Consider the following 22,664-nt stretch of genomic DNA (forward strand, 5'->3'; position numbering starts at 1 on the left):
AGCTAGATTTTCAGCCGTAATTTAATAAATAAAATCGGTAAAATTGGTAGAAGAATCTGTAAAAATGGTATGCTTTTTTCAGAAAAAAGTTACGAAATTTGGTCTGGAAAAATTTGAACATAAAAATTTAAACTAAAAATATGAATACATTTTCTGTAAAGGCTTTTGGAGCTGAATCTAAAGAAGCTGATCTAAAAGAAATGAACATCGTAAGAAGAGAAGTTACTGCAAATGATGTAGAAATTGAAATTCTTTATTGCGGTGTTTGCCACTCTGATCTTCACACGGCAAGAAACGATTGGGGCGGAACAAAGTATCCTTCAGTTCCTGGTCATGAAATTATCGGGAAAATTACAAAAGTAGGTAGCGATGTTACTAAATTTCAAATTGGTGATCTTGCTGGAGTTGGATGTATTGTAGATTCTTGCGGACATTGTGATAGCTGCAAACACGATCTTGAGCAATATTGTGAAAACGGAATGGTAGGAACGTACAACGGAAAAGATGCACATTTGGGAGGTCATACTTTTGGGGGGTATTCTCAAAAAGTGGTTGTAGATGCGGGTTATGTTTTGAAAGTTCCGGCAAATTTAGATTTGGCTGCTGTTGCACCGCTTCTTTGCGCAGGGATTACAACTTGGTCGCCTTTAAAACATTGGAATGTTGGACCGGGTTCTAAAGTTGCTGTAATTGGTTTAGGTGGTTTAGGTCACATGGCAATTAAATTGGCAAAAGGTTTAGGTGCGGAAGTTACCTTGTTTTCAAGAACACCAAGTAAATCTGAAGATGCTAAAAACTTAGGAGCAGACCATGTTGTTATTTCTACAGATGATGCTCAAATGGCTTCAGTTCAAAGAAAATTTGATTTAATTATCGATACTGTTCCTTACGATCACGACGTAAATCCTTATGTAACGACACTTACCATCAACGGAACGTTGGTTTTAGTTGGATATATCGGTAAGATGGATGAAGCGTTGTTTACCCCACCAATGATTATGGGAAGAAGATCGGTTGCAGGTTCTGTAATTGGAGGTATTGCTGAAACTCAAGAAATGCTAGATTTCTGCGGTGAACACAACATTGTTTCAGAAATTGAATTAATTAAAATGCAAGACATCAACGAAGCTTACGAAAGAATGCTGAAAAGTGATGTAAGATATCGTTTCGTGATTGATATGAAATCTTTATCTTAATAAATCTTTAAAATATTTAGGAGATTTCGGGCGCGCCTTTGGCGCGCCCGAAATCGTTTTATTCCAATACCTGTAAAAAGATTTTTATTCGTGCATTTTTTTGTTATTTTAGCAATAAATATTAATAACTGTGAAAAAAATAACACTATTTCTTGCATTTTTTGCGATTACTAATTTCTTCAATGCGCAATCTCTTCAATTTTACACGGGGAAACGAGATTTTATTCCGATTGAAATTTTAATGGAAGATGGATCCACCAAAAAAGGTTTTGCACAAGATTTTATGCTTCCAGATGTGGCAACTTTTGGCTACATCGGAAAAAGCTCTGAAAAATCTGCAAATCTTAACAGAAAAGAGGTAAAGTTTAAATCTTCTAAAACAGATCCGAACGTTCAGACCATTTCTGTAAACGATATAAAAAGTTTAATTTATACCAACGAAGACACCAATGAAAAATTTCAATTGGATAAACGTTTGGTGAAAGAAATTAATAATAATATGGAACTGGAAGAAGAGGGGAGAGTTTTAATGCTTCCGCTGATGGAGAAAGGAAAAATAAATCTTTACGGGTATAGAAGCATGTATTGTAAAGCCGATTTTGGAGATAGTTTTGCATCGGGATCTAATGGAAACGACGACAATTGCCAGTTGCAGCATGTGATGGTGTATTTAAGCAAACCCAATGAGACTTTTGCAGTAGCCCCTGTAGATTACAATAAACTTTCGCCTTTGGATTTATTAAACATGAAACCTCTTTACCAAAAGTTTTATAAAGCATACGAAATTGTAGGTGCAGACTGCCCAGAATTTTTGAAAAAAGTAGACGAAGCCAGAGAAAACGATTACTTTTCTACGAAAACCTATAAAGAAAATAAAAAAGCGATGGAGCCCGAACGAAAAGAAATGATGAAAGGCAAAAAAGGAGCAGAAGCGGCAAAGATTAATATGCACTACAAAACTGAGCTCTATACCAATATGTATAAAAAGCTTTTGAAAGATTACGAGGTTTCTTGCCAATAAATAATAAAAGTTCACTTGAGTAAGGTGAACTTTTTTTTTCTGCCAAAATTTCACACTCACTCAAAAAAATCTGCCAAAATTTTATAATCATCTTCTTGGCATACAATTAGAGAACTTTGGTGTAGAAATAATTAAAAATTTAAATATATTATGTCAGTAAACTTTAAACCATTAGCAGACAGAGTTTTGGTAGAACCAATCGCTGCAGAAACTAAAACAGCTTCAGGTATTATTATTCCAGACACAGCTAAAGAAAAGCCACAAGAAGGAACAGTAGTGGCAGTTGGTCCAGGTAAAAAAGATGAGCCAACAACTGTGAAAGTAGGTGACAAAGTTCTTTACGGAAAATATTCAGGTTCTGAATTGAAATTGGAAGGGAAAGATTACTTAATCGTAAAAGAAGGAGATTTACTTGGTGTAATTGGGTAGTGGCAGTAGGCTTTAGGCTATAAGCAATAGGCATGAGAGATTATAAAAAATATGATACTTGGAAAATTTCCCACGAGTTGGTAAAAGAAATTTATATTGTTTCTGAAAAGTTTCCAAAATCTGAACTTTTTGGTTTAACCTCTCAAATAAGAAGAGCATCTGTTTCTATACCAACTAATATTGCTGAAGGTTGTGGAAGATCAACCGATAAAGAATTTGCAAGATTTTTAGAAATTAGTATTGGTTCAACAAACGAAACTGAATATTTACTTTTTCTCTCTTGCGATTTGGGTTTCACAACTGAAGATCATTTATCTAGCCTTAATCCTAAACTGAATTTAATCCGACAAAAACTTATACAACTTAGAAAAAAGTTATTAAATAATAATTAACAGCTTTAAGGCAAAAGCCTATTGCTTACAGCCTAAAGCTTAAAGCTTAAAATAAAATGGCAAAAGAAATAAAATTCGATATTGAATCAAGAGACGCTCTAAAAAGAGGGGTTGATGCATTGGCTAATGCAGTAAAAGTAACTTTAGGTCCTAAAGGAAGAAACGTAGTAATCGAAAAATCTTTCGGTGCACCTCACGTTACTAAAGACGGGGTTTCTGTTGCAAAAGAAATCGAACTTGAAGACAGAGTAGAAAACATGGGAGCTCAAATGGTAAAAGAAGTAGCTTCTAAAACTAATGATATCGCAGGAGACGGTACTACTACCGCTACTGTTTTGGCACAAGCTATCGTAAGAGAAGGTCTTAAAAACGTAGCTGCAGGTGCAAACCCAATGGATTTGAAAAGAGGTATCGACAAAGCAGTAACTGCTGTTGTTGAAAACTTGAAATCTCAGTCTCAGGAAGTGGGTGATTCTACAGATAAAGTGAAGCAAGTTGCTTCAGTTTCTGCTAACAACGACGAAACAATCGGTGCTTTAATCGCTGAAGCGTTCGGAAAAGTGGGTAAAGAAGGGGTTATCACAGTAGAAGAAGCTAAAGGTATCGATACAACTGTAGATGTTGTAGAAGGTATGCAGTTCGACAGAGGATATCAGTCGCCATATTTCGTGACAAACCCTGAGAAAATGTTAGCTGAACTTGAAAATCCTTACATCCTTTTAGTAGAGAAAAAAATCTCTTCAATGAAAGAATTGCTTCCAGTTCTTGAACCAATCGCTCAAGGTGGTAAGTCTTTATTAATCATCTCTGAAGAAGTTGAAGGTGAAGCTTTGGCAACTTTAGTGGTAAATAAATTAAGAGGTTCTCTTAAAATTGCTGCTGTAAAAGCTCCAGGTTTCGGAGACAGAAGAAAAGCAATGTTGGAAGATATCGCTATCTTAACTGGCGGACAAGTAATCTCTGAAGAGCAAGGTTTCACTATGGAAAACATCTCTTTGGATATGCTAGGAACTGCTGAGAAAGTTACTATCGATAAAGACAACACAACTGTGGTAAACGGTGGTGGTGAAGAGAGCAAAATTAAAGGTAGAGTAAACCAAATTAAAGCTCAGATGGAAACTACTACTTCAGACTACGACAGAGAAAAATTGCAAGAAAGACTAGCTAAATTAGCGGGTGGTGTCGCAGTTCTTTACGTAGGTGCAGCTTCTGAAGTTGAAATGAAAGAGAAAAAAGACAGAGTAGATGATGCACTTCACGCGACAAGAGCAGCAGTTGAAGAAGGTATCGTTGCAGGTGGTGGTGTTGCTTTGGTAAGAGCTATCGCTTCTCTAAACGACCTTTCAGGTTCTAATGCTGATGAAAATACAGGGATTAAAATCGTAAAAAGAGCTATCGAAGAGCCGTTGAGACAAATCGTAGCAAACGCAGGTGGTGAAGGTTCTGTAATCGTAGCGAAAGTAGCAGAAGGAACTGCAGATTTCGGTTACAACGCTAAAACTGACGAGTATGTAAACATGCTTGAAGCAGGAATCATCGATCCTACAAAAGTAACAAGAGTTGCCCTTGAAAACGCAGCTTCTGTTTCTGGAATGCTTCTTACAACTGAGTGCGTAATCACTGAAGTGAAAAAAGACGAACCAGCTATGCCAATGGGTGGTGGAATGCCAGGAATGATGTAACAGCGTCATTGCGAGGTACGAAGCAATCTCATCTTAAATATATAAACCGCTCCCATCCGAGCGGTTTTTCCATTTCAAAACAAATTCTTAAGTTTATAGGTTTTCAAATAAGATAATCATGATAGATGAAATTTTAGTACAAAAGATGATTGAAGATAAAATACATCCCGATTATAAAATCTTCAAGCTATATGATACGCAACCTTATATTTTTATTTTTTGGAAACACAAAAAGTATGATAAAGATGATGAGAGAGGAATGCTAATTGGAGTTGGACCAATCGTTTATGATAAAGAGAAAAAAGATTATACAATATTAGGTTCTGGATCCAATAACGAGCATTATTACAAACATTTACCTAAGAATCTTTTTGAAGAATATAGGGTGATCAACTCTTTTGAAAGTATAAAAGCTGGAATTTTAAGAAGAAAATATGTAAATACTGATGATATTGGTAGATTATGTCAAATTATAACTAACGGTTGGGGTTATACTGATTTTGACATATACTATTCTTCTGATTATGGTATTGAAACACATTCTGTTGTAGTCTTAAAAGATAAGAATCATCAGGGAATTCTAATTGATTTTTGGAATCAAATAAACTATCAATATGAAATCATAAATGATACAGAAATATTACTTTGGAAAATAAAAAATGAAAAAACATAAAAAAGTAACCCTAATAAACATTAAACCGCTCAAATCCAGAGCGGTTTTCCATTTCAAAACAAACTTAATATTGGAAATTCACAATCTGTCACTTTTTACCTCGAATTCCAGCCTATCTCCTTGATTATTGAACCTTTGAGGTTTGAAAATCCCACTTTTAGATCCCGCTGCGCAAAGTCTCCGCTGCGCAAAGTCTCCCTCCGCTGCGCAAAGTCTCCCGACTTTGAGCAATAAAGTGCGGCGAGACGCTTGCGCCAACGAAAGGTTTTTCTTTTCAACATAGTCTTCAATTTAAAAACCACGCTTTTTGCTTAGAATTCCAACCTATTTGCTTGATTATTGAACCTTTGAGGTTAAAAAACCACCCTTTTAGGTTCAAATTTCATCCTTTTTCCTCGGAACTTCATCCTAATTGCATGTTTGTTGAACCTAAAAGGCTGAAAAATCACCCTTTTAGGTTCAATTTTCACCCTATTTGCATGAAATTGTTTTCGTTAAACCAATTTGACTGGCTACCACTGCTGCCGCACGAATGTTTTCGTGTGGCTTTAGTATAAAAACAAACTCAACCCCCAATGTCGCGGATTTACAATCCGTGACTTTTTTCATCACTTTTCCCTATCTTTAAAACCAAATCCCACATCCATTGAAAACAAAATCATTCCTTCTTTTTATTTTCGGTTTATGTTTAGCTCATGCGCAAACCTTACATTTTAAGCAGCTTTCGGATATGTCTGTAAAAAGAGGGGCGACAAGCAGTACCATTGCAGACGGTAATATCTATGTGAGTAATGGCTACAAAGATTCGGATGGTAATGCCACTTTTATTGAAAAATACAGTATTAAAGACAACCGTTGGACTGTCATCAATTCTACTTTGGTTCCTAAAAGATTTGGCAATTCGGAGACTTACGGTAATAAAGTTTATATTTTTAACGGTTGGGGAAACAGCCATCTTGAAATTATAGACCTTGAAACGCATAAAAAAACAAAGGGAGCTGTTAACCATTCCTACACTGGAAATGCAGGTTCTGCCATCTATAATGGTAAAATTTATACATTCGGAGGAAGTGGGCTCAACAATGCCGCCACTACAGTGTTTTCTGATAGATTTCAATATTATGACATTGCGACCAATACATGGCATCCATTACCGAAAATGCCAAATGCCAGAGAAGCAAGAGGAAAAATTGTGAATGATAAGCTCTATGTAATCGGAGGTTTTAACGGGACATCATCCCGATTGGTAAATGTTTTCGATCTCAAAAAAAATCTTTGGACGGAGCAATATACGATGTCTACAGAGATTTCCGGTCATTCATTAGCGGTTTTCGGAACTAAGATTTTTATTGTTGGAGGTACAAATAATCAAAATTTTCTGGCGTATTTTGACACAGAAACCAATAAATTATACAAGTTATCATCCAACATGATTCCCAGACGACACGCTGCTGCGGAAATCTATAACAATAAATTATACATCATGGGTGGAAGTACCGCATCCTCCACCAAATCATCTATTAAAAGTGTTCAAGTTGCAGATATTAGCGAAGAAATACTTTCGGCTAAATAAACCGAAGAAGATATGGTGCTAAGAACGGATTGTCTAGTAAAAAATCACTTTTTATAGTCATCAATGAGTCATCAATACTCGTTTTTAAATATTTTATTAAGCCGATGAATCTTCGATAGTAGTCTTACGCAAAATAAAAAAACCGCTTTCAAAGAGCGGTTTTACTTATTTAAAAAGAATATTTTAACTGTTACTCATTTCTGTATATTGAGCCACCAGAAAACTGAAATACCCCCATTCCACAGATTTTAAAGGATATTTTTTCATAAACTCAGGGTTGTCGCCAAAAAGAAATTCGTAGTTGTCATCAAAATCATCTTTGTGAAGCCAGATTACTTTATCTCCTTTCTTGATGTAGTAAGATTTTATAACGCCACCTCCTAATTGTGGACCCCCAAAAGAAACACCTCCTGTTTCTTTCGCTCGTGGATCGTGGTAAACAGAGATAATATCGTCGAATCCTGGGTTAATTACCTGCATTAGAAACTCCATTTCATCTTTTTTATTTTTAAGAGAAACAGATTGGTTCACAAAATGAATTCTGTCATTCGTTACGCTATTGCTTATTTTGCGAGTGCTCATGCTTCTAATATTGCTGTAATGTTTCATTACTTTCAGACCTTTGTCTAAATTAGTAGGGAAAATGTACATTTCACTCACAATCTCTGCCTTGAATTTTTCTGGTTTTTTTGTGGCGCTGTCTTTAACTGAAATTTCGTAAATCTGTCCTTTCTTCATTTCTACATCGTCGCAATATCCTTTGTGGATGCTTCCGTCTTTAAGGATTAATGTAGAGATTTTTTTTGTAGATGGCCCTGCAAAACCTTCGTTGAAGAGATATTGTTCCATCTTTTTGATTTGGTCTTTGGTGTACTTCACTTTTTCCTGTGCAAAAGCAGAAATCGTACTTAGCGAAACACACAATAGTAAAATTTTAATTTTCATTGAAATTAGGTTTATTAAAGTCGTAAAAATAACAAATAAACCAATGCGTGAATAAAATATTTTAAAAGTCCCAAATTTTCAATAAAAATGAATTTCCCTGTTTGATAAAGGGAAATTTCTAAGAAATTTTTGTGCAATGGTTATTGTTGTTTAACGAAATAAAACTATTTTGTAGAGAAAAATTATGAAAAACAACGAAAGAGTCTATCAAATGTCTTTTGCTTCGGTATATCCGCATTATATTGCGAAAGCGGAAAAGAAGGGCAGAACCAAAGAAGAAGTTCACGAGATTATTTTTTGGCTTACAGGATACGATGAAGAAAAACTTCAACAAATTCTTGAACAGAAAACCAATTTTAGAACATTCTTCGAAGAAGCCAATATTCATCCAAATGCAAAGATGATTACGGGTGTCATTTGTGGATACAGAATTGAAGAAATTGAGGAAGATTTAATGAAAAATATTCGCTACCTCGATAAGTTGATTGACGAATTGGCGAAAGGCAAAAAGATGGAAAAAATTTTACGTTCTTAATTCAAAATCAATTTTTATGAAACGAAAGATTGGTTTGCTTCGCATGTTCATATAAATCTTGAAAAAAGTTGTCATAGCATTCCTGAAGGAAATTTTTATGAGCTAAAAATGCTTCAAAAACAGGTAAATCTTTATCTAAATACCTCGCTTTGTGCAAAACATTTCTCATACTGAATTTTATGCCCCAATCTTCTCTGTAGTTGTACAGCCAATCTTCTTCCTGCATTTTGCTGAGCATTAATTTAAAATTCTCCGGAAATAAACTAAGGTTTTCGTTTAAAACTTTGTACACGTGTTGTGAGTGGTTTTTCCAACCTTCCAAAGAATGTATAGAAAGGTCGTTGGCAAGAAAATAATCCATCGCAACATCTACAAAAGCACCAGAATATAATCTCACCAAAGGACTGAAAATTTTTTTCGCCTCGTGAATAGCTGGATGAGAATCTGTAAACGTATCAATCGCTCTGTGCATGGTAATTCCGTTTTGAATTTCTTGGGCAAAAGAAAAGCGGTCTTTGTTCCGGATGTGGTCTTCCAGAAATTGTCCCACGATTTGCTCATCAGAAAAGGAAAGGAAAGAATGTGCAAGGAAATTCATACTGCAATGTAAGGTTTTTATAAAAAAAATGCTTCAAAAAAATTGAAGCATTTTAATAACTGTTTCTTGTATTATTTTTTAATAAATTTTTTAGAACCGATAAAGTTGCCTCTTTCACTGTAAATATTTAAGAAATAAACACCTGCAGAAAGACCTTTTAAACTAATGGTTTTTGTATTGGTTGTGGTTACGATTTGTCCAGGAGTATTTACCACTTTAAAGGTGTATTTGTTGTCGTTTTTAATCCAGATATTAATTTCGTCTTGTGCTGGATTAGGGAAAATGGTGAAGTCTTTAATTTCATTTTGAGAAATTTCTACAGAAGAGAGAGTTACGGTAGGTGCAAATTGAGAAACCACACACGCAAATCTAGAAAATGCAAAGGCTTCGTCTGAAGGATTGGTATTTCCGATGGCGATGCCAGTTGGAGCAGAATTATAATTTACACTCGGATTTGCCCATCTGTTGATTCTTGAACAGTTAAAACCCGCGTCTGCACATTCGTCATTATATGCCATAATTGTTCTCCATCTTTGTGAGCTCGTACTTGCTGTACCCAATGCAATTGCGGCTTGGTTACTGTATCCATGATGATGGCTGCATGGCGTAGTACTTGTGCTTACGTACCAATCGTGGTTTAGTCCCATATTGTGTCCCATTTCGTGGGCTAAAGTATAATTGGAAACCACACAAGTATAAAGTGAAACCGTAAAAGCATTATTTGCAGAATAATTGGTAGGATTGGTGTTAAGGTAGCCTAAACCACAAGTATTTGTTGGAGTGCTTGTAACCAAACCACAAAGATCTGCTCCATAAGTTGTGCGTAAAGTGTGCACGTCATCCATATACGTGTCATTATTGGTTCTTAGCCTGGACAAGTCGGTACTAATGTTTCCGGATTCTGTGTACGCAATTTCACCGGTGTAAACTAAATTTATAGTTGTATTGGTTACCCCAGAATTGATAAGTGCAGTATTGAAATTGGTAATTGCTGTGGCAATAAAAGAATTACTCTGCGAAGCACCACCCCAACCGTTTTTTGCAGCTTCAGTGTAAACTACCATAACATCTATTGTAGTTGCCGAACAAATTTCTGTAGCTTCAAGGCATACATTACTATTAATTTTTTGCTGAACAGAAGTGTTGATAAAATCAAGCTGAGAATCTCTAGTGTTAAATTGGCTTTCGTGAACTTCAGAAACCGCAAAAATACTTGTACCTGTTTGATGGAAAACATATTTTTTTCCTTCATCAGAAGTGTACATCCCTGTGATGATTTGATGGTGTTTTGAAAAAACAAGTTCTGCATTGGGGTGTCCAACAATAGTATATATTGCTGAAGAACTTCCGTTGCTGTAAGTGAATGTTTTTACATACTTTGCGGTAATCTCTGCATTATCAAACAAAGTAAACTTTAAATCGGATGCTAAATCAAACGAAAGTTGCTGAAAATATTTTGTAGAGGAGTATGTTTTAGAAAGCTCTTTATTTACTTTTTGGTTTTCGGATACATTATTTTCGTTCACTTCAAGTCCGAAAATGGTTGTTTGTGCCATGAGTAAAACATTTGTAAGCAAGGCAAGGAAAGCAAATCGAGTTTTCATGATATTTAATAGTTGGTTTATACAAATATACCCAATTATTCAGAGAATTAATAGGGTTGAAGGCTGAATCGACTTTTGAAAAGTGAAAAACACAATTAAAAAAGTCTTTCGTGGAAGTCTTCAATTTTGCTTACTTCTTCAATTTTTATCCCGAATTTTTTCTTCGGAAGTTTATTCAAATTAGAGATGAAAATTTTCTCGTAACCCAATTTTTCTGCTTCTGTAATTCGTTGTTCAGCTTGTGCAATGGGACGAATTTCTCCACTTAAACCAATTTCTCCTGTAAAACAGAAATGTTCTGAAATCGCAATGTCTTCATTCGAAGAAAGAATAGATGCAACAACAGCTAAATCCAACGCTGGATCGTCGGTTTTTATTCCGCCCGTAATGTTTAAAAAGACGTCTTTCGCACCCAACTGAAAGCCTGCTCGTTTTTCTAAAACGGCTAAAAGCATATTCAATCTTTTAGAATCGAAACCGGTACAACTTCTTTGTGGTGTTCCATAAACTGCAGAACTTACCAATGCTTGAATTTCTAACAACATTGGTCTGTTTCCTTCTAAAGTTACCGCAACAGAATTCCCGGAAAGTTCTTCAAATTTTTTAGTAATTAAAATTTCAGAAGGATTTTTAATTTCCTTTAAACCTTGCGAAATCATTTCGTAAATCCCAATCTCAGATGTAGAACCGAAACGGTTTTTATTGGCTCTTAATAAACGGAAAAGGTGGTTTCTGTCTCCATCAAAATTCAGAACGACATCTACCATGTGTTCCAAAACTTTTGGTCCTGCAATTTGTCCGTCTTTGGTAATGTGACCGACTAAAAAAACTGGAACATTGTTTTCTTTGGCATATTTAATAATCTCGTTGGAGCATTCTCTGATTTGCGAAACCGTTCCCGGTGAACTTTCAATCAATTGAGACTGTAAGGTTTGAATTGAATCAATAATCACAAAATCGGGCTCTAATTTTTTAGCTTCGTGAAGTATCTTTTCAAGGTTGGTTTCTGTAAACAAAAAACAGTTCGGATTTTGAATATCCGTTAATCTATCGGCTCTCATTTTAATCTGTGAAGCACTTTCTTCTCCAGAAACATAGAAAATTTTCTTCTTCATTTTTAAAGCCAATTGAAGAAGTAGAGTAGATTTTCCAATTCCGGGTTCTCCACCAATTAAGGTTACGGAGCCTAAAACAATACCGCCTCCTAAAACTCTGTTGAGTTCTTCGGAAGGAGTTTTTATTCTTGGTTCTTCGTTGGTTTCAACTTCAACGATGTTAATAACGTGTTGCTTTTGTTTAGAGAAAGGGGGTGTTTTGTGCGAAGTTTTTTCTACGATTTCTTCCACAAGAGTGTTCCATTCTCCGCAGTTTTTGCATTGCCCAGTCCATTGAGGATATTGCGAACCACAGTTTTGACAGAAATATGCTGTTTTGAGTTTTGCCATACTGCGAATTTGAAGATTTTTTTTGAAATTTTCTTAATTTTCACAGATGAAAAATATTTTTTTAAGCGTAATTGTTTTTGTTGTAATGTCGCTTTTACATACACAGTTTACGGAATGGTCTGTCAGGTTTTTGCATTTACCCGGTGGAGATTTTGGAATGTGCTCTACTTTAATTCTGATTTTCTGTTCTATAATTACAGCAATTGGCTTGGTAACTGTGATTATTTTTAGAAAAAGTTATCATTCAATACTGAGAATGGCAACTTTATTTGAAGCCATTTATTTACTTTTCTTAATTATTTCAGGAAATAATCCGTTTTTATATTTTTCAGATTCTACCAATGAAAATCTTTTAATGATAATGATGTATATGAGTTCGTCGGTTATTCTTATTTTTATGTACTTAGTGGATATGATTTATTCAAAATTAATTTTACCTAAAAAAAAGAACTTATCATAGGTCAATGTTTCAGATTGAAGCTGTAAGCTACATTTGCAGTATAAATTTTTAAACAATGAAAAAATTAGTATTAAGTTTTGTATTTGCTTTCGTAAGCATGTTTTCTTTTGCACAATCTACATGGTCTGTAGATCCTATGCATTCATCAGTTAATTTCAATATCAAACACATGGGGATTAGCTTCGTACAAGGTAGATTCGATAAGTTTGAAGGAATTGTGGAAACTCCGGGAGCAGGTTTTGATAATGCTAAATTTAACTTTTCTGTGTATACAGGATCTATTAATACAGCAGTAGAACCAAGAGATAATCACTTAAAAAGTGCAGATTTTTTTGATGCGGAAAAATTCCCAGCAATGAAATTCGAAAGCGCTTCTTTGGTAAAAGGAAAAAATAATACGTACACTTTAAAAGGTAAATTAACGATTAAAGATGTTACGAAAGAAGTTTCAATTCCTGTAACGTTTGGAGGGGTTGCTAAAAACCAACAAGGAAAAGAAATTTTAGGTTTCCAGGCAAAATTTACTGTAAATCGTTTAGATTATAACATTAAATATGATCCAACTGGAGCAGGTGTTGCTAAAGATGTGGAGGTGAATCTTTACTTCGAATTGGTAAAAAAATAATAAATTTCATATAATATATAATTTGGTTTGGGGAAGGCTTTCAAGAGTATTGGAAGCCTTTTTTTATGGATTATAGAATCTTTTTTTTGAAAAAAAGTCTTTCTTTTTAATATTTTAAAGTACTACAAAATTGCTTTGTGTTTCTTTTTCCCATAACTTTGCACAAACCTAATCTAATGAGTAAAAAGAATACAAAGTACATCTTTGTGACAGGAGGTGTAACTTCATCTTTGGGAAAGGGAATCGTTTCTGCTTCTCTTGGTCTACTACTAAAATCACGTGGCTTCAACGTAACTATTCAAAAACTTGATCCTTATATCAATATCGATCCAGGTACTTTGAATCCTTATGAACACGGAGAGTGCTACGTAACCGAAGATGGCGCGGAGACGGATCTGGATTTAGGGCACTATGAGCGTTATCTTGATGCTCCGACTTCTCAAAACAACAACGTTACTACAGGGAAAATCTACCAAACTGTTATCGAAAAAGAAAGAAAAGGAGATTTCCTTGGTAAAACAGTTCAGGTAATTCCTCACATCACCAACGAAATTAAACGTAGAATTAAAATTCTTTCTAAGCAAAACTACGATATCATTATTACTGAAATCGGAGGAACTGTAGGAGATATTGAATCGCTTCCTTACATTGAAACTGTTCGCCAGTTGAAGTGGGAATTGGGCGAGAAAAACTCTATGGTAATTCATTTGACTTTGTTGCCGTATTTGGCTTCAAGTGGAGAATTGAAAACTAAACCTTCACAACATTCTGTTCGCCAGTTGATGGAAAGCGGAATTATGGCTGATGTTTTGGTTTGCCGTACAGAGCATAAAATCCCGAAAGATCAAAGAGCGAAATTGGCTCAGTTCTGCAACGTTCCTTTAGATAATGTAATTGAGTGTAAAGATTTGGAAACCATTTATGAAGTTCCAATGTATCTTCAAAAACAAAACTTTGATGATGTAGTTCTTAAAGAATTAGATTTGAAAAGCGATAAAGAAGCAGATCTTAAAGAATGGAAAACATTCTTGAAAAAATTCCAAAATCCTAAAAAATCGGTAGAAATTGCTTTGGTAGGGAAGTATGTTTCTCTTCAAGATTCTTATATTTCTATTGCAGAAGCTTTCAAACATGCAGGTGCAGATTTGGAAACTGAAGTAAAAGTAAGATGGGTTTACAGTGGCGATTTAACGCCGGAAAACATTAAAGAAACTTTAGCAGGTGTAGATGGGATTCTTGTGGCTCCAGGTTTTGGAGATCGAGGAATTGAAGGTAAAATTCTTACCGCACAATATGCAAGAGAAAATAAAGTTCCAATGTTGGGAATTTGTTTAGGAATGCAGATTATGACTGTGGAATTCGCAAGAAATGTTTTAGGATATGCTAAAGCAAACTCTATGGAATTTGATACTTCTACAGAACATCCTGTAATTTCTTTAATGGAAGAACAGAAAAATGTTGTAGATAAAGGGGGTACCATGCGTCTTGGAGCATGGAAATGTTCTTTGAAAAACGGTTCTAAATTAAACGAAATCTACGGAGCTAAAAACATTACCGAAAGACATCGTCACAGATATGAATTCAACAGTGAATATATTGGTGAGTTTGAAGCAAACGGTTTCTTGGCAACAGGTACAAACCCAGAAACTGGTTTGGTTGAAGCATTAGAAATGCCAGATCATCCTTTCTACGTTGGGGTACAATATCACCCAGAATATAAGAGTACGGTATATACACCGCATCCTTTGTTCAGGGCTTTTATTAAAGCAGCTTCGAAGTAATTATTAAAATGAAACCTTTAAGGTTTACATAAAGTATTATTGATACGATAAACGTTTTTATAAACTCAGGTTGAGACTTATCATCCTGAGTTTATTATATACAAACAATTTACATCATAGGGTTTTGATAAAAAATGAGTATTTTTGTCGACTCAAAATCATAAAGCTTTGCTTTGATGATAGAAAATATAAAAATTTTAATTAAAATAAAATGCAAGAAAACAAAGGACTCGATAAGCGTCAATTGATTAGTTTTTCTGTTTTATGTTTAATTCTTTTTGGGTTTATGTTTTACTTTCAAAACAAACAACAAAAGGAAGATGCAGAAAAAGCAGCGCAGCAAAAAACTGAACAAGTAAACAATACTGCAAAGCAATCGCAGACAAACACCATCAATCCTAGTGTAACTCCGGGAGCTATTCAGACCGTAAATTTGGCGAATGATGAGCTTAAAATTGAATTTGCAAGTCTAGGAGGGCAGGTTGCTAAAGTTGAATTGGCGAAGTACAAAGCATACAACCAAAAAACGGATGTAGCAGATCTTCCGCTGTATCTAATTTCAAAAAATAATTCAAACTACGGTTTCCAGTTTAAAGATAAATCTGGAAAAACCATCAATACAAAAGATCTTGTTTTTACTCCTGTTGTAAAAGGTAACGAGATTACAATGACGGCAAATGTAAACGGAGCGCTTATCCAGTTTGTGTATACTTTGATGCCGAAATATACCTTAGATTTTAAAGTAAGAACACAGGGTTTATCTAAAATTTCTTCAGACAACAAAGCAGATTTTATCTGGGATTATCAAGTAAGAAATGTTGAAAAGGGTAGATCTCAAGAGCAATCGCATTCAGAGTTTTCTTATGCATTTAATAATTATAAAGATTATGATTATGATGCAAGAACTGACATGAGTGAAGATGAAGAAACTTTGAACTGGATTGGGGTAAAACAACAGTTTTTCTCTTCAGTAATCGAGTCTAAAACAGGTTTCACGCACAGCAAAGGTGTTCAGGAAAACATAGAAGAAGGAGAGTATCTGAAAAAACTCAACTTTGAAGGTTTTGTAAATATGAATGGAGGTGAGTTTAATCAAGACTTTACTTGGTATTTTATGCCACTCGATTTGCCATTACTAAAATCTTACGATAAAAACTTTGACGAAATTCTTCCTTTAGGATGGTCTTTCATTGGAGCAATGAATCGTTATTTCTTCATGCCAATGTACAATTTTATTGCGTCTTGGGGATTAACAGCAGGTTGGGTAATTTTCTTAATGACGATTATTGTGAAATTGATCTTATCGCCAATTATGTACAAACAGCATAAGCTAAGTGCAATGATGAGAGTAATTCGTCCGGAAATTGATGAGGTAAATGCTAAATTCAAGGATGCAGATCCTATGAAAAAGCAACAAGCAACAATGGAAGTTTATAGAAAGGCGGGTGTAAACCAAATGGCGGGTTGTCTTCCGGCGTTGGTGCAGATTCCAATCTTCTATGCACTATTCAGATTCTTCCCGAACTTTATTGATTTGAGAGGTAAAGGTTTCTGGTTTGCAAAAGATTTAACAGCGTATGATGATTTAATAAAGCTACCATTTAACATACCTATGTTGGGAGATCATTTAAGTGTTTTTGCAATTGCATGTACAGTTGTTATTTTAATATATACTGTGATGACTTCTGGAAATATGCAACAGCCACAACAGGAAGGAATGCCGAATATGAAGGTGATGATGTATATCTTCCCTGTAACATTCTTGTTCTTCCTTAATACTTCAGCTTCTGGGTTGTCTTGGTATTATTTTGTGTCGAATGCGATTAACATTTTGATTATTTTGGTAATTAAATATGTGATTTTGGATGAAAAGAAAATCCATGCGCAAATTCAGGCGAATAAAGAAAAACCTAAAACAGAAAGCAAGTTCCAAAAACGAATGAGAGAAATGATGGAGAAAGCTCAGGAACAACAAAAAGCACAGCAAGGGCAAAGAAAAAAATAGATTTATATTGATATAAATTATAAAGAGAAGCATTCAGGTGCTTCTCTTTTTTTATGTGAAAATTTATTTAAATTAATTCTAAATAACATTTTTATCTTTAGTAAATCATTAACATAAATTTAATATAACACCTAATCGTATTTAAGCCTAAAAGATTTTCTGTGATGTATCGTAGGGCCGTGTTTTATTAAAGCTTGCTGATGTTGTTTGATGGCGTATCCAAAATTTTTGTTCCAACCGTATTCCGGAAATTTTTCGTGCAAATCAATCATTAAAAGATCTCTGTAATTTTTAGCTAAAATAGAGGCGGCTGCAATTGCTAAAATTTTAGAATCTCCTTTCACAATACATTGGTGAGGGATAAAGTTGTAAGGGTGGAACTTATTGCCATCTACCAAGATAAATTCAGGACGAATTATAAGCTGGTCTAAAGCGGCGTGCATCGCATGAATACTCGCGTTCAAGATGTTGTGCTCGTCAATATAAGAAGGAGGGAGTTCTGCAATGGCGTAGCTCTTTACATTGTCTTTAATATAGCCGTCTAAATCTAACCTCGTCTTAAAATTTAACTTTTTAGAATCATTAATCAAATTTTGCTCAAAAGTATCATCAATAATTACAGCAGCAGCTACAACGGGGCCGCACAGACAGCCACGTCCCACTTCGTCACAGCCTGCTTCAATATATTCTGAGTATTTTTTGATTAATTCTGGCATAAAATAATTTTAAACTATTGCAAATATAAACTCAATACTCTTATTATGGAAATCACAAAAATCTTTAGAATATAATTTAAGTTTAATAAAATTTATTTAATTATTACTAAATCTGTGAGTTGTGTTAAATATTTTTAACAAAACGCTTGTTTAATTTAAGAAAGTTTCACATATTTGCAATTAGTAAAAAATAATCAATTTAAATATGAAGAAATTAACTACGAGTGTTTTGGCTGTAGTGCTTACTTCCTCGTTTACGATGTTAAGTGCGCAGCAAACACCTGGTGACACTATTAAAACTCAGGATATTCGTGAGGTAGTTGTAACCGGAGCTTTAGGTTTGAAGAAAAGACAGGACGCTGTTACTACAACTAACCAAGTTGTAAATAATGCGGAAATTACTCAAGCAAATAACCCTAACGCGGTTCAAGCTTTAACAGGTAAGGTTTCTGGTTTACAAATTAACACAACTAATAATTCTGTTAATTCAACAACTAGAGTTGTATTAAGAGGTCCAAGATCTATTTCTGGTAATAATCAAGCGCTAGTTGTAATTGATGGAGTTATTTCAACTTTAAGCATCTTGCAAAATATACCACCAGAGGTTATTGATAATATGAACGTTATCAAAGGTATGCAGGGAGCAGCTCTGTATGGTGAGCAAGGTAGTAACGGGGTTATTATCGTTACAACAAAAAAAGGGTCTAAAAGCGAAAAATTACAGTTTAACTTAACGAGTTCATTAGACTTTTCTTCAGTATATAAATTACCAATTTATCAAAAAGTATATGGTCAAGGTTGGCCAGGTGATGCTTTTGATTTAACTGATTATGGTGGTACAAACTGGGTTCCTTATGAAAACTCAAACTGGGGTCCTGCTTATTCTTCTTCTTTAGGTGGGCAAGAGGTTTTTGCTGGTTTACCACAGGCAAATGATCAGTTTCTAACAGGTACATTCTCTCCAAGAAAAGATCATATTAAAGATTTCTTTAAAACGGGTATTCTTTGGCAAAATGGTTTGTCAGTAAATGCGGGAAATTCTGATGCTTATGTTTTTTTATCTGTAAACCGAGCTGAAAATGATTTCGTAGTTGAAAAAGATAATCTTAAAAGAAATAACTTTTTATTAAAAGCAGGAAGAAAGTTAGGTAACTTTAGAATTGATGGAAATGTTAATTATTTAGATTTACGTACATCTCAGACTTCATCTTCATTATATGGTCAGTTAATTCAGACTCCAACTAACATTGATGTCACAAGATATAGAAATTCATTACCTGATGCGGGTGCTTCAATTTATACTACAAACCCATATTGGTTAATTGATCATAATAGATTTGATGACAAAAGTAGAGTTTTTTCTGGTACTTTAAATCTAGAGTATAAGGTTAATGATAATATTTCATTTACCTATGCGGGTACCGGAGTTTCTGGATCTGCTATTTCAGAAAGTCATTTAGATGCTTTTGCATATGATAGAATTTATGCAAATACAGGTACTTACCTTGATGGTCATTCTGCAAGTGATGGTACTTTTGGTAGAGAGCCTATAGTTTCTAGTTACTATAAGACAGTAAGCTCATCGTTCAGATACTACGGAGATTTAATGGCTAACTTTGATTATGATTTAACGGATGATATTAACATGAAGTTAAATGTTGGTCATAATATCCAAGACAGTTCTAGCTCTCAAACTCAGGTTGGAGGTAAAAATCTTCAGATTGAAGGATGGTATAATATTAGAAACGTACTACAACCAGACCAATTTTCTGCTCTTGATAACGGTAAAACTCAAAGAAGATCATTTGCTTGGTTTGCAAACTTAGATTTAGGCTATAAAGATTATTTATTCTTGAATGGAACTTTTAGATATGAAAAAAGTTCTGCATTAAGCTTAAATGCTGTTGATATTTACGGAAATGTTTCTCCTTTATCAAATCAAGGTTATCCATATTATTCAGTTGGAGGTTCATTCATTCCTACAAAAGCATTTCCTAGTATTAAAGGTAAAGTCTTAAATTATGCCAAAGTTAGTGCATCATTTAGTAGAGTGGGTAACTCTGCTACTGTTTCAACTTATGGTTTAGACAGAATTGGTGCATTCCCGACTGGATATCCTTTTGGTTCACTATCTTCGTATTTACCAACTACTTCATTGTTTTCTCAAGATGTTGAGCCAGAATTCTTAAATTCAAAAGAAGCGAATGTTCAGTTAGGTTTCTTTAGAGATAGAATTACATTTGAAGGTTCTATATTCAGAAATGATACTGATAACTTGATTTCTTCAGTTACAACATCTTCAGCTTCTGGAATTACAAGTATTGTAGATAATATTGGTGATAGCAGAAACCAAGGTTTTGAATTAGATTTAGGCGTAACAGCAATTAAGACGAAAGATTTTGAATGGAAATTCAGAGGTTCATATTCTACATATGAAACAAAAATCTTAGCTTTGGCTGATGATTCTCCTGAAACACCACTTTCTGTATATAGTGGAAATGGAACTCCTTCAGTTGGAATCTATGCTATTAAAGGACAAGATTTCCCTGTTATTAAGGGTACAAAATATCAAAGAGACCCTAACGGTAACATTATTGTAGGTGCAAATGGTAATCCTTTAACTACTTCTACTTTAGAGGTTTTAGGAAAAGTTAATCCAGATTATATCTTAGCATTTAATACATCGTTTAAATTTAAAGGTATTACTTTAAGTGCAACAGCTGATTACAGAACAGGAAATAGCTTTGTAGCATTTTCTAAAGGAACCATGGGATTCACAGGATCATTGGAAAAAACGGCTGAATTTGACAGATCTCAAGGTTATGTAGTTCCTAATTCAGTTCAGTTGATTAATGGTCAATATGTAGCAAACACAACACCAGTTGGTAATGATAGATCTTATGGTGGTGTAACAAACTACTTTGCATTTGGTAATTTCCAAACAGTGGGAGAGGAGCATGTAATAGATGGTACAGCTCTTAAAGTAAGAGAGATTGCTCTAAGTTATGATATTCCTAAGTCACTTATAAGAAATACTTTTGTTAACTCATTAACAATTGGAGTATATGCAAGAAATCCGTTCTTTATCTATGCAAAAGATAACAGAAACTTTGCTGATCCTGAAACAGCTTCAACATCAGGAAATGCTGCAGGTATTGCATTAGTTGGACAATATCCAAGTATTAGAAACTATGGATTTAATCTTAATGTATCTTTTTAATTTTAAGTGAAAATGAAAAATAATAAATTTTTAACTGCCATTTTGGCGGGAGCACTAAGTCTTTCAGTTACTTCTTGTTCCAACGAATATTTGGATGTAAACGAAAATCCAAACTCTGTTCAAGCAGAAAAAATTACACCAGATTTAATAATTCCAGGAGCAATTACGCAAGCTTACAGAACTCAAGCTGGTACAATGATGCAGTTTGGAAACTTAATGATGAATAGCTGGGCTGGAAATTCATATAGTTTTGGTGGACCATTTGCAAGAGAATTTAATCTTGCAACAGTAGATAACACTTTTTATACAGGTATTTGGGGGCTTTATCCTAGAATTGCAAATTTTGCACAAGTTGAAGCATATCCAAATGCTAATCATAAGTATGATCAATATGTTGCTATAGCTAAAATTATGAAGGCTTATTATATGCAGTATATTGTAGACTTGTATGGTGATGCACCTTTTTCTGAAGCTTTCAAAGGCCAAGAAAATTTATCTCCTAAGTATGATAATGATTCAGATATTTATAAAAGTCTTATCACAAATCTTGAGGAAGCGAATGCATTAATTGCAGCTAATCAAGGGGACGAGCCAACAACAGATGTTGTATTTGGTGGAGATATGGATTTGTGGAGAAAGTTCTCAAATACGATTAAGTTGAGAATGTTATTAAGAATGTCTAAAGTTACAGGAGATTTAGCAACTTATAGAAATGCAAAATTGCAAACTTTAAGCACTGCTGATTTTATTACTGAAATTGATGGAGATGTTACTGTTAACCCTGGTTATTCAGGAAATAACGATGATCAGATGAATCCTCTTTTAGTAAACTGGTTGATGACTTCTGCCTTAACAACTGTACAGAATTATTCAATGGTTATTGTTTCTGAGCATTTTGCTAATGCAATGCAAGGGAACTTAATTCTTAATGATCCAAATATGACTAAGTTTAATAATTTAGGGGATCCACGTAGAACTAGATTATTTACTTCAGTAAGTGGTGGAACATATTATAATGGTGCTTCTTATACAGGTTTGAAAGGTATTAGACAAGGTGCTGTTCCAGGACAACCTGGTGCTCCTGCGAATACAAATACGTCTAAGGTTTCTTTCAATAACTGGGTTGGGGTAGCTAGTTATAGTATTGGAAGTAATGCGGGTATAGTAGAAGCTGCTAATCAAAGAGGAGGCGTTTTAATGTCTTTAGCTGAAAGTAATTTTTTACAAGCTGAAGCTGCTTTAAGATATCCTACTATCTTCACTTATTCTGCCCAAGCTAAATTCACAGCAGGTATTGTGGCAAGTGGTGTTTGGTTAGGGGTATCTAATCCAGGTACTAATCCAGATCCAAATGCTAATTCTACCGCTTTAATGACTTCTTACGCAAATGCGATTGTTACTAGACCTGGTTTAGGATGGACAGGAACAGATGCTCAAAAATTAGAAGCTATTATGACGCAGAAGTGGATCTCACTTACAAACGTGAACCCTACTGAAATGTTTATTGAGTATAACAGAACAGGTTATCCGTACACACCAATGGCAACTACGGCTCAACATCCAAATAAACCTTATAGATTGGTATATCCTTTCTCAGAATACGCAGCTAACGCAGCACATGTACCAAATATTACAAGTGCCGATGTTTTTGTAAAAAATCAGTATACTCCTTTCTGGAACCAAAACTAATTTTTACAATGCTTAATTATATAAAACCGCCTTCGGGCGGTTTTTTTATTTCCGTATATTTGCATTTCAAATTAG

19 protein-coding genes are annotated in these 22,664 nt (G+C 34.5%); 14 read left to right on the plus strand and 5 right to left on the minus strand.

Features of this window, described 5'->3' with window-relative positions:
* Nucleotides 1-140 precede the first annotated feature (140 nt).
* From AC2A1D_RS07495 to AC2A1D_RS07525, 7 genes are all read left to right on the plus strand, one after another.
* Nucleotides 141-1,196, plus strand: a complete 1,056-nt coding sequence (locus AC2A1D_RS07495) for an NAD(P)-dependent alcohol dehydrogenase (protein WP_484043011.1) — start codon at nt 141-143, stop codon at nt 1,194-1,196.
* Between the two features lie 130 nt (nt 1,197-1,326).
* The gene (locus AC2A1D_RS07500; RefSeq protein ID WP_484043012.1) at nt 1,327-2,217 is read left to right on the plus strand and encodes a hypothetical protein; all 891 of its coding nucleotides are present in this window, start codon (nt 1,327-1,329) and stop codon (nt 2,215-2,217) included.
* Between the two features lie 150 nt (nt 2,218-2,367).
* Nucleotides 2,368-2,646, plus strand: a complete 279-nt coding sequence (locus AC2A1D_RS07505) for a co-chaperone GroES (protein WP_122637394.1) — start codon at nt 2,368-2,370, stop codon at nt 2,644-2,646.
* Nucleotides 2,647-2,678: 32 nt separating this feature from the next.
* The gene (locus AC2A1D_RS07510) at nt 2,679-3,038 is read left to right on the plus strand and encodes a four helix bundle protein (protein WP_484043013.1); all 360 of its coding nucleotides are present in this window, start codon (nt 2,679-2,681) and stop codon (nt 3,036-3,038) included.
* Between the two features lie 56 nt (nt 3,039-3,094).
* Nucleotides 3,095-4,720 (plus strand): chaperonin GroEL, encoded by a 1,626-nt coding sequence (groL, locus tag AC2A1D_RS07515; protein WP_484043014.1) that lies wholly within the window; start codon nt 3,095-3,097, stop codon nt 4,718-4,720.
* A 118-nt stretch (nt 4,721-4,838) separates the two neighbouring features.
* A complete protein-coding gene (locus tag AC2A1D_RS07520; RefSeq protein ID WP_484043015.1) occupies nt 4,839-5,393 on the plus strand; it encodes a hypothetical protein in 555 nt (184 codons plus the stop codon).
* 646 nt (nt 5,394-6,039) lie between these two features.
* A complete protein-coding gene (locus tag AC2A1D_RS07525) occupies nt 6,040-6,966 on the plus strand; it encodes a Kelch repeat-containing protein (protein WP_484043016.1) in 927 nt (308 codons plus the stop codon).
* A 183-nt stretch (nt 6,967-7,149) separates the two neighbouring features.
* On the opposite strand, the gene AC2A1D_RS07530 is transcribed toward AC2A1D_RS07525, so the two are convergent.
* Entirely contained in the window at nt 7,150-7,911 is a 762-nt protein-coding gene (locus AC2A1D_RS07530; protein ID WP_484043017.1) for a hypothetical protein, read from the minus strand.
* A 184-nt stretch (nt 7,912-8,095) separates the two neighbouring features.
* On the opposite strand from AC2A1D_RS07530, the gene AC2A1D_RS07535 reads away from it, so the two are divergent.
* The gene (locus tag AC2A1D_RS07535) at nt 8,096-8,446 is read left to right on the plus strand and encodes a DUF2200 domain-containing protein (RefSeq protein WP_484043018.1); all 351 of its coding nucleotides are present in this window, start codon (nt 8,096-8,098) and stop codon (nt 8,444-8,446) included.
* Between the two features lie 7 nt (nt 8,447-8,453).
* Here the strand turns inward: AC2A1D_RS07535 and AC2A1D_RS07540 are convergent, their stop codons facing one another.
* The 3 genes from AC2A1D_RS07540 to radA all read right to left on the minus strand — a co-directional run bounded on the left by AC2A1D_RS07540 (nt 8,454) and on the right by radA (nt 12,093).
* Nucleotides 8,454-9,044: an acyl carrier protein phosphodiesterase gene (locus AC2A1D_RS07540; protein ID WP_484043019.1), complete on the minus strand. Its 591-nt coding sequence runs from the start codon at nt 9,042-9,044 to the stop codon at nt 8,454-8,456.
* Nucleotides 9,045-9,115: 71 nt separating this feature from the next.
* Complete coding sequence (locus tag AC2A1D_RS07545) at nt 9,116-10,600, minus strand: zinc-dependent metalloprotease (RefSeq protein WP_484043020.1); 1,485 nt, start codon at nt 10,598-10,600, stop codon at nt 9,116-9,118.
* Nucleotides 10,601-10,743: 143 nt separating this feature from the next.
* Nucleotides 10,744-12,093 (minus strand): DNA repair protein RadA, encoded by a 1,350-nt coding sequence (gene radA, locus AC2A1D_RS07550; protein WP_484043021.1) that lies wholly within the window; start codon nt 12,091-12,093, stop codon nt 10,744-10,746.
* Between the two features lie 46 nt (nt 12,094-12,139).
* Here radA and AC2A1D_RS07555 point away from each other — a divergent pair, with 46 nt between their 5' ends.
* The 4 genes from AC2A1D_RS07555 to yidC all read left to right on the plus strand — a co-directional run bounded on the left by AC2A1D_RS07555 (nt 12,140) and on the right by yidC (nt 16,964).
* On the plus strand, nt 12,140-12,553 hold the full coding sequence (locus AC2A1D_RS07555) for a hypothetical protein (RefSeq protein ID WP_484043022.1): 414 nt from the start codon (nt 12,140-12,142) through the stop codon (nt 12,551-12,553).
* Nucleotides 12,554-12,608: 55 nt separating this feature from the next.
* Nucleotides 12,609-13,178, plus strand: coding sequence for a YceI family protein (locus AC2A1D_RS07560; protein WP_484043023.1), 570 nt, complete (start codon nt 12,609-12,611; stop codon nt 13,176-13,178).
* 176 nt (nt 13,179-13,354) lie between these two features.
* Nucleotides 13,355-14,959: a CTP synthase gene (locus AC2A1D_RS07565; protein WP_484043024.1), complete on the plus strand. Its 1,605-nt coding sequence runs from the start codon at nt 13,355-13,357 to the stop codon at nt 14,957-14,959.
* A 211-nt stretch (nt 14,960-15,170) separates the two neighbouring features.
* The gene (yidC, locus tag AC2A1D_RS07570) at nt 15,171-16,964 is read left to right on the plus strand and encodes a membrane protein insertase YidC (RefSeq protein ID WP_484043025.1); all 1,794 of its coding nucleotides are present in this window, start codon (nt 15,171-15,173) and stop codon (nt 16,962-16,964) included.
* A gap of 131 nt (nt 16,965-17,095) precedes the next feature.
* Here yidC and AC2A1D_RS07575 read toward each other — a convergent pair whose 3' ends face one another.
* Complete coding sequence (locus AC2A1D_RS07575; protein WP_484043026.1) at nt 17,096-17,680, minus strand: ribonuclease HII; 585 nt, start codon at nt 17,678-17,680, stop codon at nt 17,096-17,098.
* A gap of 238 nt (nt 17,681-17,918) precedes the next feature.
* Between AC2A1D_RS07575 and AC2A1D_RS07580 the strand changes: the two genes are divergently transcribed.
* Together AC2A1D_RS07580 and AC2A1D_RS07585 are read left to right on the plus strand one after the other, a co-directional pair.
* Nucleotides 17,919-20,900 (plus strand): SusC/RagA family TonB-linked outer membrane protein, encoded by a 2,982-nt coding sequence (locus AC2A1D_RS07580; protein ID WP_484043327.1) that lies wholly within the window; start codon nt 17,919-17,921, stop codon nt 20,898-20,900.
* 12 nt (nt 20,901-20,912) lie between these two features.
* The gene (locus AC2A1D_RS07585) at nt 20,913-22,589 is read left to right on the plus strand and encodes a SusD/RagB family nutrient-binding outer membrane lipoprotein (RefSeq protein WP_484043027.1); all 1,677 of its coding nucleotides are present in this window, start codon (nt 20,913-20,915) and stop codon (nt 22,587-22,589) included.
* Nucleotides 22,590-22,664: the final 75 nt, after the last annotated feature.

Source organism: Chryseobacterium sp. HNCC26DJ239, from assembly GCF_057180445.1.